General features: G+C 62.4%; 15 protein-coding genes. 9 read left to right on the top strand and 6 right to left on the bottom strand.

The annotated features are described in order from the left end of the window. Nucleotides 1–81: 81 nt before the first annotated feature. Complete coding sequence (gene ppsR, locus QBK88_RS03900; protein ID WP_268144147.1) at nucleotides 82–900, top strand: posphoenolpyruvate synthetase regulatory kinase/phosphorylase PpsR; 819 nt, start codon at nucleotides 82–84, stop codon at nucleotides 898–900. A gap of 21 nt (nucleotides 901–921) precedes the next feature. Here the strand turns inward: ppsR and prpD are convergent, their stop codons facing one another. Further along, the gene (gene prpD / locus QBK88_RS03895) at nucleotides 922–2,406 is read right to left on the bottom strand and encodes a 2-methylcitrate dehydratase (protein ID WP_277960982.1); all 1,485 of its coding nucleotides are present in this window, start codon (nucleotides 2,404–2,406) and stop codon (nucleotides 922–924) included. Between the two features lie 272 nt (nucleotides 2,407–2,678). On the opposite strand from prpD, the gene rloA reads away from it, so the two are divergent. The 5 genes from rloA (at nucleotide 2,679) to QBK88_RS03870 (ending at nucleotide 8,064) form a co-directional block, all read left to right on the top strand. Next, complete coding sequence (gene rloA, locus QBK88_RS03890; RefSeq protein ID WP_268144151.1) at nucleotides 2,679–3,215, top strand: retropepsin-like aspartic peptidase RloA; 537 nt, start codon at nucleotides 2,679–2,681, stop codon at nucleotides 3,213–3,215. A gap of 5 nt (nucleotides 3,216–3,220) precedes the next feature. Further along, nucleotides 3,221–4,753, top strand: a complete 1,533-nt coding sequence (rloB, locus tag QBK88_RS03885; RefSeq protein WP_277960981.1) for an osmotic stress tolerance membrane protein RloB — start codon at nucleotides 3,221–3,223, stop codon at nucleotides 4,751–4,753. Beyond that, nucleotides 4,754–5,734, top strand: coding sequence for an alpha-L-glutamate ligase-like protein (locus tag QBK88_RS03880; RefSeq protein ID WP_277960980.1), 981 nt, complete (start codon nucleotides 4,754–4,756; stop codon nucleotides 5,732–5,734). Between the two features lie 120 nt (nucleotides 5,735–5,854). After that, nucleotides 5,855–7,198, top strand: coding sequence for an aminodeoxychorismate synthase component I (gene pabB, locus QBK88_RS03875; RefSeq protein WP_277960979.1), 1,344 nt, complete (start codon nucleotides 5,855–5,857; stop codon nucleotides 7,196–7,198). Between the two features lie 131 nt (nucleotides 7,199–7,329). Further along, nucleotides 7,330–8,064 carry a phosphoadenylyl-sulfate reductase gene (locus QBK88_RS03870; protein WP_268144156.1) on the top strand — a complete coding sequence of 245 codons (735 nt, stop codon included), beginning with the start codon at nucleotides 7,330–7,332 and terminating at the stop codon, nucleotides 8,062–8,064. A gap of 123 nt (nucleotides 8,065–8,187) precedes the next feature. Here the strand turns inward: QBK88_RS03870 and cysB are convergent, their stop codons facing one another. The 3 genes from cysB to QBK88_RS03855 form a co-directional block, all read right to left on the bottom strand. Next, nucleotides 8,188–9,162, bottom strand: coding sequence for an HTH-type transcriptional regulator CysB (gene cysB, locus QBK88_RS03865; RefSeq protein WP_268144158.1), 975 nt, complete (start codon nucleotides 9,160–9,162; stop codon nucleotides 8,188–8,190). A gap of 120 nt (nucleotides 9,163–9,282) precedes the next feature. Continuing rightward, a complete protein-coding gene (locus tag QBK88_RS03860) occupies nucleotides 9,283–9,783 on the bottom strand; it encodes a universal stress protein (protein ID WP_268144159.1) in 501 nt (166 codons plus the stop codon). Between the two features lie 118 nt (nucleotides 9,784–9,901). Further along, entirely contained in the window at nucleotides 9,902–10,288 is a 387-nt protein-coding gene (locus QBK88_RS03855) for a thioredoxin (protein WP_268144160.1), read from the bottom strand. On the opposite strand from QBK88_RS03855, the gene QBK88_RS03850 reads away from it, so the two are divergent. Both QBK88_RS03850 and QBK88_RS03845 read left to right on the top strand, forming a co-directional pair. Further along, the gene (locus QBK88_RS03850; protein ID WP_277960978.1) at nucleotides 10,287–10,736 is read left to right on the top strand and encodes a PilZ domain-containing protein; all 450 of its coding nucleotides are present in this window, start codon (nucleotides 10,287–10,289) and stop codon (nucleotides 10,734–10,736) included. The two genes, QBK88_RS03855 and QBK88_RS03850, sit on opposite strands and share 2 nt — an antisense overlap. A 159-nt stretch (nucleotides 10,737–10,895) precedes the next feature. Beyond that, a complete protein-coding gene (locus QBK88_RS03845; RefSeq protein WP_268144163.1) occupies nucleotides 10,896–11,972 on the top strand; it encodes a 3-deoxy-7-phosphoheptulonate synthase in 1,077 nt (358 codons plus the stop codon). A gap of 58 nt (nucleotides 11,973–12,030) precedes the next feature. Here the strand turns inward: QBK88_RS03845 and QBK88_RS03840 are convergent, their stop codons facing one another. Continuing rightward, complete coding sequence (locus QBK88_RS03840) at nucleotides 12,031–12,312, bottom strand: GNAT family N-acetyltransferase (RefSeq protein ID WP_158154776.1); 282 nt, start codon at nucleotides 12,310–12,312, stop codon at nucleotides 12,031–12,033. A 597-nt stretch (nucleotides 12,313–12,909) separates the two neighbouring features. Here QBK88_RS03840 and QBK88_RS03835 point away from each other — a divergent pair. Further along, a complete protein-coding gene (locus QBK88_RS03835; protein ID WP_277960977.1) occupies nucleotides 12,910–13,161 on the top strand; it encodes an Lpp/OprI family alanine-zipper lipoprotein in 252 nt (83 codons plus the stop codon). A gap of 138 nt (nucleotides 13,162–13,299) precedes the next feature. Here QBK88_RS03835 and QBK88_RS03830 read toward each other — a convergent pair whose 3' ends face one another. Continuing rightward, nucleotides 13,300–14,307: a L,D-transpeptidase family protein gene (locus tag QBK88_RS03830; RefSeq protein ID WP_268144164.1), complete on the bottom strand. Its 1,008-nt coding sequence runs from the start codon at nucleotides 14,305–14,307 to the stop codon at nucleotides 13,300–13,302. Nucleotides 14,308–14,393 lie beyond the last annotated feature (86 nt).

Below are 14,393 nucleotides of genomic sequence, written 5' to 3'. Positions count from 1 at the left end.
TGAGAATGCCAGACACTCAGGGCCGGCAAATCGGGCCTATCATATCCAAGAATCGTCACCAGCTTAAGGCCCAGGGCGCAAATGAAACGATCTGCTTTCTTTATTTCCGACGGCACCGGTATCACCGCCGAGACACTGGGCCAGAGCCTCCTGGCACAATTTGAAAACATTACGTTCAACAAGTTCACGCGCCCCTACATCGACAGCGTAGACAAAGCGCGCAACATGGTTCGGCAAATAAACGATTCAGCCGAGCGAGATGGCGTACGTCCGATCATTTTCGACACTATTGTGAACCAGGACATTCGTGAAATCCTGGCCACTTCCAATGGTTTCATGATCGATATCTTTTCCACCTTCCTGGCTCCGCTTGAGCAGGAACTGAGTGCCCACTCGTCGTATTCGGTGGGCAAGTCCCACTCCATCGGGCACAACTCCAACTACATGGAGCGTATCGAGGCGGTGAATTTCGCCCTGGACAATGATGACGGCGCCCGTACCCACTATTACGACAAGGCCGATCTGATTCTGGTCGGTGTTTCCCGTTGCGGCAAGACGCCCACCTGCCTGTACATGGCCATGCAGTTCGGCATCCGCGCGGCCAATTACCCGCTGACCGAGGACGACATGGAGCGCCTGGAGCTGCCCGCGGCCCTCAAGGCCCACCGGCAAAAACTGTTCGGCCTGACCATCGACCCCGACCGGCTGACCGCCATCCGCCATGAGCGCAAACCCAACAGCCGCTATTCCAGCTTCGCCCAGTGCGAATTCGAGGTGCGCGAAGTGGAGAACCTGTTCCGCCGCGAAAACATCCCCAACATCAATTCCACGCACTTTTCCGTGGAAGAAATATCGGCCAAGATCCTGGTTGAAAAAGGCGTCGAGCGCCGCTTCAAATAGCGCAACCCAGCCCCACGCGGGCTAAGGCACAAACAGGTCGATAAACCGCTGCACCGCCATTTCCTCCAGTTTGTCCTGGTCCCGGCACGCTTCTAGAATCTTCAGGCAGCGCTGCCCCACGAAACGGGTCGCCAGGTGGGTGCGGAACTTGTCCAGCAACAGCGGCATGCCCTCCGCCCGCCGACGCCGATGGCCGATGGGGAAATGCACCTCGACCTTCTCGGTACTGCTGCCATCGCGGTAGAACACCTGCACGGCATTGGCGATCGACCGCTTGTCCGGCTCCAGGTATTCACGGCTGTACACCGGGTTTTCGACGATCTGCATCTTGTCGCGCAACTGGTCGATGATCGGGTGGGCGGCATGAAAGGCGTCTTCGTACTGCTCGGCCACCAAGGTACCGAACGCCAGGGGCACGGCGACCATGTATTGCAGGCAATGGTCGCGGTCGGCCGCGTTGGCCAGCGGCCCGACCTTGGAAATGATGCGGATCGCCGATTCATGGGTGGTAATGACAATGCGGTCGATCTCGCTCAGCCGGCCTCGCACCTGCGGGTGCAGGGCCACCGCGGCCTCGCACGCGGTCTGCGCATGGAACTCGGCAGGAAAACTGATCTTGAACAGCACGTTTTCCATCACGTAGCTGCCCAGGGGCCGCGCCAGGCGCAGGTGCCGGTCGCCTTCGGGCTTGAGCGCCAAGTCCTTGTTGGTGTGGCTGAACAGTACGTCGTTGAAGCCCCACTGCGGCGCTCCCAGCACCCCGGGGATGCCCATTTCACCGCGCAGGGCGATGTCTGCCAGGCGCACCCCACGGCTGCTGGCATCGCCTGCCGCCCAGGACTTGCGCGAGCCGGCATTGGGCGCGTGGCGGTAAGTGCGCAGGGCCTGGCCATCCACGAAGGCGTGGGACAGGGCCGATAGCAACTGGTCGCGGCTGGCCCCCATCAGCCAGGCGCTGACCGCGGTGCTGGCGACCTTGACCAGCAGCACATGATCGAGGCCCACGCGGTTGAAGGCATTCTCCAGCGCCAGCACACCCTGGATCTCGTGCGCCATGATCATGGCTTCCAGCACCCGGCGCATGGGCAGCGGGGGCTCGCCTTCGGCCACCCGGCGCTGTGACAGGTGGTCGGCCACCGCCAGGATGGCCCCCAGGTTGTCCGAAGGGTGGCCCCACTCCGCCGCCAGCCAGGTGTCGTTGTAATCCAGCCAACGCACGATGCAGCCGATGTCCCAGGCCGCCTTGGCCGGGTCCAGGCGCCAGGCCGTGCCCGGCACCCGCGCGCCGTTTGGCACCACCGTGCCCTCCACCAGCGGCCCCAGGTGCTTGGTGCATTCGGGAAACCGCAGGGCCAGCAGGCCGCAGCCCAGGGTGTCCATCAGGCAGTAGCGGGCCGTGACCAGGGCTTCGGCAGAGTCGACGGCATACCCCAGCACGTAGTCGGCAATGTCCTGCAACAAAGGCTCGTAATCGGGGCGATTGTTGCTGTCGGCGTTGAGACTCATGGGTGTACTCCTGGGCGATCAACCTGATCGTATCGGGGCCTGCGCTTTCCTGAGCGCGCGCAGTGCCTGGGACGTGGCCTCACAGCCGCGGCTACAGGTTGAGCTGCCACGAAAACGCGTCGGCGGCTCACCACAGCCTAGTAAAAACCCCACCCCACGCAACCTTCCGCCTTGGCACCGGTCAACATTGCGCCCCGCCCCCCTGCGGTGGCGTCATAAAACCATCATGCTAGAATGCGCGGCCCGCCATGTGGGGCCAACCACCGGGAACCATGACCATCAAGCCACTGCATAGCCTTTTCTGCCTGTTTTTCGTGCCGGGCCTGGCCACGGCCGCGGAAAAGACCACCTACGGCCTCAACGAATACGCCCGTCTTGACGACATCGACCTGCAAGTGGCGGCCAAGCTCGACACCGGCGCCAAGACCGCTTCACTCAGCGCCCGCGACATCAAGCGCTTCAAGCGCAATGGCGAGCACTGGGTGCGCTTCTACCTGGCCATCGATTCGGCCCACAGCCACCCCATCGAACGCCCGCTGGCCCGCGTCAGCCACATCAAGCGCCGGGCCGGCGACTATGACCCCGAGCAGGGCGAGCATTACACCGCTCGCCCGGTGATCAACCTGGACGTGTGCATGGGCACCGAGCTGCGCGCCATCGAAGTCAACCTTACCGACCGCAGCGCCTTTCAGTACCCGCTGCTGATCGGCAGCGATGCGCTCCGGCATTTCAACGCCCTGGTCGACCCCAGTCTAAAATACGCAGCCGGCAAGCCTGCCTGCAGCAACGACGCTCATACCGCAGAGTAACCCGAATGCGCTCGCTTACCCTCCACCTGAAAGTCCTCATCGCCGTCCTGGTCACCCTGGGCCTGGCGATCACGGCCTATCAGATTTTCGTGCTCGGCATTCCCATGACCGAAGACGAGACCGACGACCTGTGGAACATCGACGCCAAGGTCGAGTTCGTCGCCAGCACCAAGGACCCGGTCAAGATCCAGATGTTCGTGCCGCCGCTGACCCGCGACTTCGTCAGCCTCAACGAAAGCTTCATTTCCAACAACTACGGGGTGAACGTCAACCGCGTGGACGGCAACCGCAAGGTCACCTGGTCGGCGCGCCGGGCCAGCGGCAACCAGACCCTGTACTACCGCCTGGTGCTGACCAAGCGCTACAGCAGCGAAAAACCCAAGGTCAAGGGGCCGACCTTCCGTGACAGCATGGCCATCGAAGGCCCGGAAAAGATTGCCGCCGAGGCGCTGCTGGCACCCATTCGCCAGCATTCGGCCGACGTCGAGACCTTCGTCAGCGAAACCATCAAGCGGGTCAACAACCTCAGCGACGACAACGTCAAGCTGCTGCTGGCCGGTGACCCTTCCACACCGCACAAGGCTGCCATCGTCGACCTGCTGCTGTCTATCGCCCATGTGCCCCTGGAAAAGGTGCACACCATTCGCCTGGTGGCGGACCAGCCCCAGGCGCCGGAGCTGTGGCTGCGCAGCTTCAACGGCAGCCAGTGGCTGTACTTCAACCCCGACACGGGCGAGCAGGGGCTGCCCAGCGACCGCCTGCTATGGTGGACCGGCGATGAAAACCTGATCAGCGTGGAGGGTGGCAAAAAGGCCCTGGTGACGTTCACCCTGAACAACAGCGAGATGAACGCCATTCGCCTGGCCAAGCTGACGGACGAGAACACCGACGCCGACTTCCTCGAATATTCGCTGTACAGCCTGCCGCTGCAGACCCAGCAGACCTTCATGATCATGGTGATGATCCCCATCGGCGTGCTGGTCATCCTGATCCTGCGCAACCTGATCGGCCTGCAGACCCTGGGCACCTTTACCCCGGTACTGATCGCCCTGGCCTTCCGCGAAACCCAGCTGGGCTTTGGCATCGCCCTGTTCACGGTGATCACGGCGCTGGGCCTGACCCTGCGCTCCTACCTAGAGCACCTGAAACTGCAGATGCTGCCCCGCCTGTCGGTGGTACTGACGTTCGTGGTGGTGCTGATCGCCGCCATCAGCCTGTTCAGCCACAAACTGGGGCTTGAACGCGGCCTGTCGGTGGCGCTGTTCCCCATGGTGATCCTGACCATGACCATCGAGCGCCTGTCCATCACCTGGGAAGAGCGCGGCGCCAGCCATGCCATGAAGGTCGCCATCGGCACCCTGTTCGCCGCGTCCCTGGCGCACCTGCTGATGACCGTGCCGGACCTGGTGTACTTCGTGTTCACCTTCCCGGCCATCCTGCTGATCATGGTCGGTTTCATGCTGGCCATGGGGCGCTACCGTGGCTACCGCCTGACCGAATTGCTGCGCTTTCGTGCATTCCTCAAGGCGGACAGCTGAATGTTCGGCCTGATCAAGACCTGGAAGGCCCTGCAGGCGCGGGGCATCATGGGCATCAACCGGCGCAACGCCGACTATGTGCTCAAGTACAACAAGCGCAGCCTGTACCCCATCGTCGATGACAAGATCATCACCAAGGAGCGGGCCATCGCCGCGGGCATCCATGTGCCGGAAATGTACGGGGTGATTTCCACCGAGAAAGAAATCGCCGGGCTCAAAGGCATCATCGGCGGGCGCAGCGACTTCGTCATCAAGCCGGCCCAGGGCGCAGGCGGTGACGGCATCCTGGTGGTGGCCGACCGTTTCGAGGACCGCTACCGCACGGTGTCGGGGCGCCTGATCAGCCACGACGAGATCGAGCATCAGATTTCCAGCATCCTCACCGGCCTGTATTCCCTGGGTGGCCACCGTGACCGCGCCCTGATCGAGTACCGCGTCACCCCGGACCAGATCTTTCGCAGCATCAGCTATGAAGGCGTGCCGGATATCCGCATCATCGTATTGATGGGCTACCCGGTGATGGCCATGCTGCGCCTGCCCACTCGCCAGTCCAACGGCAAGGCCAACCTGCACCAGGGGGCCATTGGCGTGGGCGTGGACCTGGCCACCGGTGTGACCCTGCGCGGCACCTGGCTGAACACCATCATCAGCAAGCACCCCGACACCACCAACGCGGTGGACGGCGTACAACTGCCCAACTGGGACGGCTTCATGAAGCTGGCCGCCGGTTGCTTCGAACTGTGCGGCCTGGGCTACATCGGGGTGGACATGGTGCTGGACCAGGAAAAGGGCCCACTGATCCTGGAACTCAACGCCCGCCCGGGGCTGAACATCCAGATCGCCAACGACTGCGGCCTGACCCACCGTACCCAGGCCGTGGAAGCACGGCTGGCGGAACTGGCCCGCGAAGGTCGGGTGGAAACCCCCGAAGAGCGGGTGCGCTTTACCCAAGGATTGTTCGGGCATGTGCCCACGGCATAAAACTGTCTGGCCCTCTGTGAGACCGGGCGAAGCGCGGTCCCACAGGTAGCCGCCGCTACCCAGTTTGTGACGACAGGACTACAATCGCCCCCCTCGCCTGCTTGGTGTCGTATCAGCCACATGTCCATCTGTTTTGTACACCCCCTGCCCTACCACCCCGACCCCGCCGCCTGGTTCGCCACCCTTCGCCACGCCCCGGGGGCGATTCTGCTCGACAGCGCCAAACCTGCCGCCGAGCGCGGGCGTTTCGATATTCTCAGCGCCTGGCCCCAGGCGGTGTTGCGCGCCGAACCCGAAGAGACCGGCGAAGCCTTCCTGCAACGCTTGCGCGCCGCCCTGGCTACCCTGGGCGAAGCGCAGCTGCCCGACGGCCTGGAACTGCCCTTCGCCGGCGGCCTGCTCGGCTACCTGAGCTACGACTTCGGCCGCCGCCTGGAGCACTTGCCCAGTACTGCCACGGACGACCTGCATCTGCCCGACGCGCACCTGGGCCTGTATGCCTGGGCGCTGATCAGCGACCACCAGTGCAAGACCAGTCAGTTGGTCCTGCACCCCAGCGTGACAGCCGACGAACAGCAACGCCTGATCGACCGGTTCAGCCAACCGGGCACTGACACCCCCGGCGCATTCAGACTCGACGCCCCCATGGCCCCGGACCTGACCCCCGAGCAATACCGCCAGGCGTTCGAACGCATCCAGGCCTACATCAGCGCGGGCGACTGCTACCAGGTCAACCAGACCCAGCGTTTCCGCGCACCTTGCCACGGCGACCCCTGGGCCGCCTACCAGGCCTTGCGCCTGGCCTGCCCGACGCCGTTCTCCGGCTACCTGACGCTGGAAGACGGCAGCGCCATTCTCAGCCTGTCGCCGGAACGCTTCATTCAGGTGCATGACGGGCACGTGGAAACCCGCCCCATCAAGGGCACCCGCCTGCGCGACAGCGACCCCGAACGTGATGCCGCCAACGGCCGCGAACTGTTGGCCAGCCTCAAGGACCGCGCTGAAAACCTGATGATCGTCGACCTGCTGCGCAACGACCTGGGACGCACCTGCCGCATCGGCTCGGTGCGCGTGCCCGAGCTGTTCGCTCTGGAAAGCTACCCCAACGTCCACCATATGGTCAGCGCCGTGGTCGGCGAACTGGCCGAGGGCAAGGACTGCCTGGACCTGATTGCCGGCAGCTTCCCCGGCGGCTCCATCACCGGCGCACCGAAGATCCGCTCGATGCAGATCATCGACGAACTGGAGCCGACCCGCCGCGCCTTGTATTGCGGTTCGCTGCTGTACCTGGACGTGCGCGGGCACATGGACAGCTCCATCGCCATCCGCAGCCTGCTGGTCAAGGATGGACAAGTGAGTTGCTGGGGTGGCGGCGCGATCGTCGCCGATTCGCGCTGGGAAGATGAATATGCCGAATCGGTGTTCAAGGTTCAGGTGTTGATGGATACCCTGAAGACGCTGTAAGCCGAAAGCGGCAAGCTGAAACGCGGAGGCAGTCTTCCGGCAGCTCAAAGCTTGAAGCTTGCCGCTGCCCATTTTGTTACCATCGGCCACAAATGAGCGCCCAAGCGCCGAATGAACTAGGAAGCCGCCTGATGAGCCTGAACCTCGACGTCGCCGAACTCGCCGCGACTTATGCCAACAAGTCCGCCCAGGACATCCTGAAGCTTGCCTTCGAGCACTTCGGTGACGACCTGTGGATCTCCTTCAGCGGTGCCGAAGACGTGGTGCTGGTGGACATGGCCTGGAAGCTGAACAAGAACGTCAAGGTGTTCAGCCTCGACACCGGCCGCCTGCACCCGGAAACCTACCGGTTCATCGACCAGGTGCGCGACCACTACAAGATCGCCATCGAACTGGTGTCGCCCGACCACACCAGGCTGGAGCCGTTCGTCAAGGAAAAGGGCCTGTTCAGTTTCTACAAGGACGGTCATGGCGAATGTTGCGGCATCCGCAAGATCGAACCCCTGCGTCGCAAACTCTCTACCGTCAGCGCCTGGGCCACCGGCCAGCGCCGCGACCAGAGCCCAGGGACCCGCAGCCAGGTGTCGGTGATGGAAGTCGACGGCGCGTTCTCCACCCCGGAGCGCACGTTGTACAAGTTCAACCCCTTGGCACAGATGAGCAGCGAGGAAATCTGGGGCTATATCCGCATGCTCGAACTGCCTTACAACAGCTTGCACGAGCGCGGTTTCATCAGCATCGGCTGCGAGCCCTGCACCCGCCCCGTGCTGCCGAACCAGCACGAGCGCGAAGGCCGCTGGTGGTGGGAGGAAGCCACCCAGAAGGAATGCGGGCTGCATGCCGGCAACCTGATCCAGAAAGCCTGAACAGAAAAACCGGCCAGATTGGCCGGTTTTTTTGTGAGTTCCCGCACGTATAACCGTGGCTGCAAGGCAACGTCAACCGTCATGCGTTGCGCCTGAACCCAGCAGGTGCAGGGCCCCGACCGTTTAGTGAATGGGCAGCTCCACGCCGTCGAACAATTCTTCCAGTTCTTGCTTGTTGTGGCACTGGATAGCCTTGGCCATGACATCACGCGTCAGGTGCGGGGCGAACTTCTCGATGAAGTCGCACATGAAGCCACGCAGGAACGTGCCACGGCGGAAGCCGATCTTGGTGATGCTCGACTCGAACAGATGGTCGGCGTCCAGCACAACGAGGTCGTTGTCCAGCTTGGTGTCCACCGCCATCTTGGCAACGATGCCAACGCCCAGGCCCAGGCGCACATAGGTCTTGATCACGTCGGCGTCGGCCGCGGTGAAGACCACCTTGGGGGTCAGGCCGCGGTGGCTGAAAGCCTCGTCCAGCTTGGAACGGCCGGTAAAACCGAACACGTAGGTGACGATGGGGTATTCGGCCAGCACTTCCAGGGTGAGCTTGGGCAGCTTGGTCAGCGGGTGGCCCTGGGGCACGACCACGCAACGGTTCCAGCGGTAGCACGGCATCATGATCAGGTCACCGAACAGCTCCAGGGCCTCGGTGGCGATGGCGAAGTCGACGGTGCCGTCGGCAGCCATCTCGGCGATCTGCATGGGCGAGCCCTGGTGCATGTGCAGGGCCACGTCAGGGTATTGCTTGATGAAGTTGCTGATCACCGGCGGCAGGGCGTAGCGCGCCTGAGTGTGGGTGGTGGCGATCGACAGGGTACCCTTCTTCTCGTTGGAGAACTCCTGGGCGATCTGCTTGATGCTTTCCACCTTGCGCAGGATTTCCCCGGCGGTGGTGATGATGCGCTCCCCTGCCGGCGTGACGCGGGTCAGGTGCTTGCCGCTACGGGCAAAGACTTCGACGCCCAGCTCGTCTTCCAGCAGGCGGATCTGCTTGCTGATGCCAGGCTGGGAGGTGTAGAGGCTTTGTGCTGTCGCGGAGACGTTGAGGTCGTGGTGCGCTACTTCCCAGATGTAGCGCAGTTGTTGAAGCTTCATATGTATCCCTCAAAGCAAGTAGACGCCAACAGCGACGATTTATAACTATATTAATGGTCTAGGGGAGAAATCTAGAACTTTTTATCAAATTTTGTACGTGAGCGCACCTTTGTCGTGCAGTCAGGCCTTGCGCCGCCCCAACTGCTGGGAAAGGGGCACCATGTAGACGGGCACTGGCGAGAGCTGCAACACCCTGGCTGCGGTGCGGCCCAGGGGTATGTCCGTACCGGCGCCCTGGCTATGGCTGCCCACGATCAGCAGGTCTACCGCCAGGCGCTGGGCCTGGTCCAGGATGACCTGGGCGGGATCGCCCTGGCGGACCCGCACGGCGGTGATCAACGCCAGGTCCTGCTGGCCCTCGCCCAATTCCTCGCGAAAGCCGTCGAGCACCTTGTGCTCGATGCCAGCCATCATGGTACTCAGGCCTTCGGTGTGCAGTTCATTGAGGGTGGGCTCATCCAGGTAGCTCTGCAGCACCGACTCGGCGAACAGCCCCATCGGCTCCACGGCATGGATGACATACAGGTCGGCCTTGAACGTGCGCGCCAGGGCCAGGGCGTGTTGCATGACGTAAGGGGCATACAGGCCCAGATCAGTGGCATACAGCATCGAACGGATCATATGATCTCCTCGACTGCCAAAACGGCAGAGCTTGCCCAAGCTTAGCAGCGCCGCTCACAGTCCGGGGCCCCGCTCATAACCTGAGCGATGGTCGACAGCCCCTGTGATTGCTAGCTTTTCAGGGCAATTCGTCAGGTTCCCGGCGCAACGCCTCCACCAGCCGATGATTGATTTCCCCCGCCAGCAGCCGCGCCTGCAAGGGGCCGTGAAATTCGCCATCGCGCACCACAAAGATTGCGGGCAAGTGAAAGACCTCGTACCTTTGCACCGCCCCGCCATTGTCACCGGCGTCCACCCAGCACAGCCGGTCCACCGCCAGGGGCATGGCGGGCAGCTCGCGACGGGCCACCCGGCAACTGGCGCAGCCCACGCTGGTGAACACCAGCAAGGAAGTGCCCGGCGCGTCGAGCAGCACGTGATCTATAGTCAAATCAGTCAGTTCCAGTTCCTGCAGGGCATCGCGGGAAATATCGTCAACCAACCGGCACTCGGAGCCTGTGTTCATGGGTCGTTTCCTGCCTCATCCTGTCGATGTTCCCGTGGAGTTGCGCCTGTGCCATCGCCCGTATCTGTCTGCCCGCCGCCTGCACCGCGTCAGCCTGGGCGGCGTCGCGTGCCGGCATCATCGGCGCTACCCGGTGGGCACCGCCATCGAGCTGAACATGCCCACGCTGGGCAATGGCACCCAGTACCCTGGCTATGTGGCCTGGTGTCGCAAAGAGGCCCAAGGCTACCTGATTGGCGTGGCCTTTACCGATGAACAGACACTGTTCGGCGCGCGGATGGGTGAACAGGTGTGCCAGATTCAGCGATACTGTGAAACCCATTCGCCGTTTTCCGACAATGTGGAAAGTATCGACGCCCTGGCGCGTCAATGGGTAGAGCAGCACGCGGCCGAGTTTTCCCGTGCCAGCCTGGGCGAGGCGGTGTCCGCCGCAACCGCGCACCTGTAACCTGCGGTCATGGGTTGATCCCCGTCATTTACACAGCGGCCCATTGTCGCGCCACCGGTATCGCGCTAAGGTTCGGCTCCCCGCTGCGCCTAAAACAAGCTGTGCTCCGCCGCGCGGGGATCGCTGGCGGCCGGCACCCGTGACCTGACGAGTAACACGATGGCTGATTTACCGATCGACGACCTCAATGTCGCCTCCAACGACACCCTGATCACCCCTGACCAGCTCAAGCGGGAGATCCCCCTGAGCGCCAGCGCCCTGAAGACCATCTCTGCAGGCCGCCAGGTGGTACGCGACATTCTCGACGGCAAGGACCACCGCCTGTTCGTGGTGATAGGCCCGTGCTCGATCCATGACATCAAGGCTGCCCACGAGTACGCCGAGCGCCTGAAGGCCCTGGCTGCGGAAGTCAGCGACACCCTGTACCTGGTGATGCGCGTGTATTTCGAGAAGCCACGCACCACCGTGGGCTGGAAGGGCCTGATCAACGACCCGTACCTGGACGACTCCTTCAAGATCCAGGATGGCCTGCACATCGGCCGCCAGTTGCTGCTGGACCTGGCGGAAATGGGCCTGCCCACCGCCACCGAGGCCCTGGACCCGATCTCGCCGCAGTACCTGCAGGACCTGATCAGCTGGTCGGCCATCGGCGCGCGCACCACCGAATCCCAGACCCACCGGGAAATGGCCTCCGGCCTGTCCTCGGCGGTCGGCTTCAAGAACGGCACCGACGGCGGCCTGACCGTGGCCATCAACGCCCTGCAGTCGGTGTCCAGCCCCCACCGCTTTCTGGGCATCAACCAGGAAGGTGGCGTGTCCATCGTCACCACCAAGGGCAATGCCTACGGGCACGTGGTATTGCGTGGCGGCAACGGCAAGCCCAACTATGACTCGGTCAGCGTCGCCCTGTGCGAGCAAGCCCTGGCCAAGGCCAACATCCGCGCCAACATCATGGTCGACTGCAGCCACGCCAACTCCAACAAGGACCCGGCCCTGCAGCCCCTGGTGATGGACAACGTGGCCAACCAGATCGTGGAAGGCAACAACTCGATCATCGGCCTGATGGTAGAGAGCCATCTGAACTGGGGCTGCCAAGCCATTCCCAAGGACCTGGCCGACCTGCAGTACGGTGTGTCGATCACCGATGCGTGCATCGACTGGACCAGCACCGAAACCACCCTGCGCAACATGCACGCCAAGCTCAAGGACGTGCTGCCCAAGCGCGCCCGCGGCTAAGGCTGCCCGCAGAAACAGAAACGCCGGGGCATGCCCCGGCGTTTCTGTTCATGTGTGGTCAGATCTTGGCTGCGCGCCGCTGGTGCCGTTCCATGTAGCGCTCCACATAGGAGCACGACGGGATCACGGTGTAGCCCATGCGCTCGGCGTACGCCAGCGCCTGTTCGGTAAGGGCCGCGGCGATGCCGCGCCCGCGTAGCGCGTTGGGCACGAAGGTACGGTAGATATCCAGTGTCTGCTTACCCAGGTCCATGTAGGTCAGGTAAGCACGATGACCGTCCACATTGGTCTCGAACTGATGACCGGCCTGGTCATGGTGGATGGACAACGCCTCGCTCATCACAACTCCTCGCGGGTCTTGGAATTTGACCCTTACCTTACCGATGTTTTTCCGGCGAAGGAACCTCTACGCCACCCCGTGCCTGTTTCGACACCGAGACGAGCCGTGTCGTTCTCTTTTCAAATGAGCACGTACTCAATAGTAGGCGCCGTTGCCACCGACACTCAAGACACCTGCCCGGTTGCGCACTGAAATAGCGCGACCGAACATCTGAAGGCAGCCACGACTGAACATTGCCGAATGTTAAAGCTTGAGACGACTGCCGACACTTTTAGTCACTATTAGTTCAGTAAAAACACTTTAGCAGGCTTTGTGAAACGGGTATGGCAAAGCCATGTTGTTTCATTACCGCGACATTGAACAGTGACGCGGATCACCCGCAACGGGTAGTGGCCATACGCCTTTCGGCGAACTTGCACAGCAGTGGCGAAGCCGCCCGCCCCCAAGGGCACAGCGCTTCGAATGGGCGCCAAGATTTTTTTTTGGTTCTTGCGTTAGGTCATTTTACTTACTACAAGTAATGGGTACTATGTATGCCGGCTATTTTCTCACTCACGAGAGATGGCTTTAAATAGAAAGTCCTTCAAGGGGATCACGATGAACAACGTTCTGAAATTCTCTGCTCTGGCCCTGGCCGCAGTTCTGGCCACAGGTTGCAGCAGCGCCTCCAAAGAAACCGACGCTCGCCTGACCGCTACCGAAGACGCTTCGGCCCGCGCTCAAGCTCGTGCTGATGAAGCTTATCGCAAGGCTGACGAAGCTCTGGCTGCTGCCCAGAAAGCTCAACAGACTGCTGACGAAGCCAACGAGCGCGCTCTGCGCATGCTGGACAAGGCAAGCCGCAAGTAATAATCCCCTCGGGATTGTTGCCAGGCCAGCCCACCTCAGGTGGGCTGGCTTTTTTATGCCCGCAGGAAACACCGGGCCTGAAAAAAGCCCAGGTGCAAAAAAGGGAAGCCGAAGCTTCCCTTTTTGATCGGCTGCCGATCAATCCATCGGCTGTACCGGCACCTGCGGTGTCGTCTTCACCGGCGCGGTGGAGATGATGGCATCGCTGGAAGAACCCGCGACGCCAGGCGCGGCGATTTCAACGGGCATACCGTCTTCGGCGGCCACCACGTCACGCACGGTGTCCCAGTTCATCTGCATGTTGCCGTTGAGGTCCGGGCGGTTGAGCATGGCGTTGATCACCGAGGTGTGCTTGTCCACGGCCGACGGGTCGCCCTTGGCATCCAGCGGGGTATGCGCCTCGATGTAGACCTTGCCGCCGCTCACGCCGAACTTGTAGGGCTCGTTGATGATGCGCACTGGCGTGCCCACCGGCACCATTTTGGAAAGTTCCAGCACGTTGAAGTTGTACATGCGGAAGCAACCGTGGCTGGTGCGCATGCCAATGCCGAACTTCTTGTTGGAACCGTGAATCAGGTAACCCGGCAGGCCAAGGGTGAACTTGAACGGCCCCAGGGGGTTGTCCGGGCCGGCCGGTACCACGTTGGGCAACGGGTCGCCGTCGGCGGCGTGCTCGGCCTTGATCGAAGCCGGCGGAGTCCAGGTGGGGTTGGGGATCTTGCCGGTGACCTTGGTCTGGGAAATGGGCGACCCCCAGCCCTCACGGCCAATGCCGATGGGGTAGGTGTACACCACGTTCTGGCCCTTGGGGAAGTAGTACATGCGGTACTCGGGCAGGTTGATCACGATGCCTTCGCGCGGGCCCGGGGGCAGAATGAAACGCGTGGGCAACACGATCTCGGTGCCGGCGCCCGGCAACCAGGCATCGACGCCAGGGTTGGCGGCGATCATTTCCAGGTAGCCCAGGTCGTTGGCCTCGCCCAGGTCGGCAAAGGTGTCTTCGTACTTGGCCTTGATCACCTGGACCTGGCCGACGATGTCTTCGCCTGGCGGCGGCAGCGGGTATTCGGTGGCGCCAGCCGAGCCGGCAGCGATCGCGGCAGTCAGGGCCAGGCAACGGGTGACGACGGAAAAGCGCGGCAACATCCGAGGATCCTTTGCAAAACGGGAGGGATAATCGGCCGATTGTACACTGGCGTTCCGCCGACCGGGAGGCATCCCGGCGGTTGATG

Source organism: Pseudomonas sp. RIT-To-2 (assembly GCF_029623465.1).
Classification (GTDB): Bacteria; Pseudomonadota; Gammaproteobacteria; order Pseudomonadales; family Pseudomonadaceae; genus Aquipseudomonas; species Aquipseudomonas silvicola.
Note: the sequence above shows the minus strand (reverse complement) of the source record. Positions and strands in the feature narration are given on the sequence as shown.

What these genes read in the sequence shown, in the direction of transcription:
- ppsR (WP_268144147.1), top strand. Translation starts at nt 82, where the DNA reads ATGAAACGATCTGCTTTCTTTATTTCCGACGGCACCGGTATCACCGCC.
- prpD (WP_277960982.1), bottom strand. Translation starts at nt 2,406, where the DNA reads ATGAGTCTCAACGCCGACAGCAACAATCGCCCCGATTACGAGCCTTTG.
- rloA (WP_268144151.1), top strand. Translation starts at nt 2,679, where the DNA reads ATGACCATCAAGCCACTGCATAGCCTTTTCTGCCTGTTTTTCGTGCCG.
- rloB (WP_277960981.1), top strand. Translation starts at nt 3,221, where the DNA reads ATGCGCTCGCTTACCCTCCACCTGAAAGTCCTCATCGCCGTCCTGGTC.
- QBK88_RS03880 (WP_277960980.1), top strand. Translation starts at nt 4,754, where the DNA reads ATGTTCGGCCTGATCAAGACCTGGAAGGCCCTGCAGGCGCGGGGCATC.
- pabB (WP_277960979.1), top strand. Translation starts at nt 5,855, where the DNA reads ATGTCCATCTGTTTTGTACACCCCCTGCCCTACCACCCCGACCCCGCC.
- QBK88_RS03870 (WP_268144156.1), top strand. Translation starts at nt 7,330, where the DNA reads ATGAGCCTGAACCTCGACGTCGCCGAACTCGCCGCGACTTATGCCAAC.
- cysB (WP_268144158.1), bottom strand. Translation starts at nt 9,162, where the DNA reads ATGAAGCTTCAACAACTGCGCTACATCTGGGAAGTAGCGCACCACGAC.
- QBK88_RS03860 (WP_268144159.1), bottom strand. Translation starts at nt 9,783, where the DNA reads ATGATCCGTTCGATGCTGTATGCCACTGATCTGGGCCTGTATGCCCCT.
- QBK88_RS03850 (WP_277960978.1), top strand. Translation starts at nt 10,287, where the DNA reads ATGGGTCGTTTCCTGCCTCATCCTGTCGATGTTCCCGTGGAGTTGCGC.
- QBK88_RS03855 (WP_268144160.1), bottom strand. Translation starts at nt 10,288, where the DNA reads ATGAACACAGGCTCCGAGTGCCGGTTGGTTGACGATATTTCCCGCGAT.
- QBK88_RS03845 (WP_268144163.1), top strand. Translation starts at nt 10,896, where the DNA reads ATGGCTGATTTACCGATCGACGACCTCAATGTCGCCTCCAACGACACC.
- QBK88_RS03840 (WP_158154776.1), bottom strand. Translation starts at nt 12,312, where the DNA reads ATGAGCGAGGCGTTGTCCATCCACCATGACCAGGCCGGTCATCAGTTC.
- QBK88_RS03835 (WP_277960977.1), top strand. Translation starts at nt 12,910, where the DNA reads ATGAACAACGTTCTGAAATTCTCTGCTCTGGCCCTGGCCGCAGTTCTG.
- QBK88_RS03830 (WP_268144164.1), bottom strand. Translation starts at nt 14,307, where the DNA reads ATGTTGCCGCGCTTTTCCGTCGTCACCCGTTGCCTGGCCCTGACTGCC.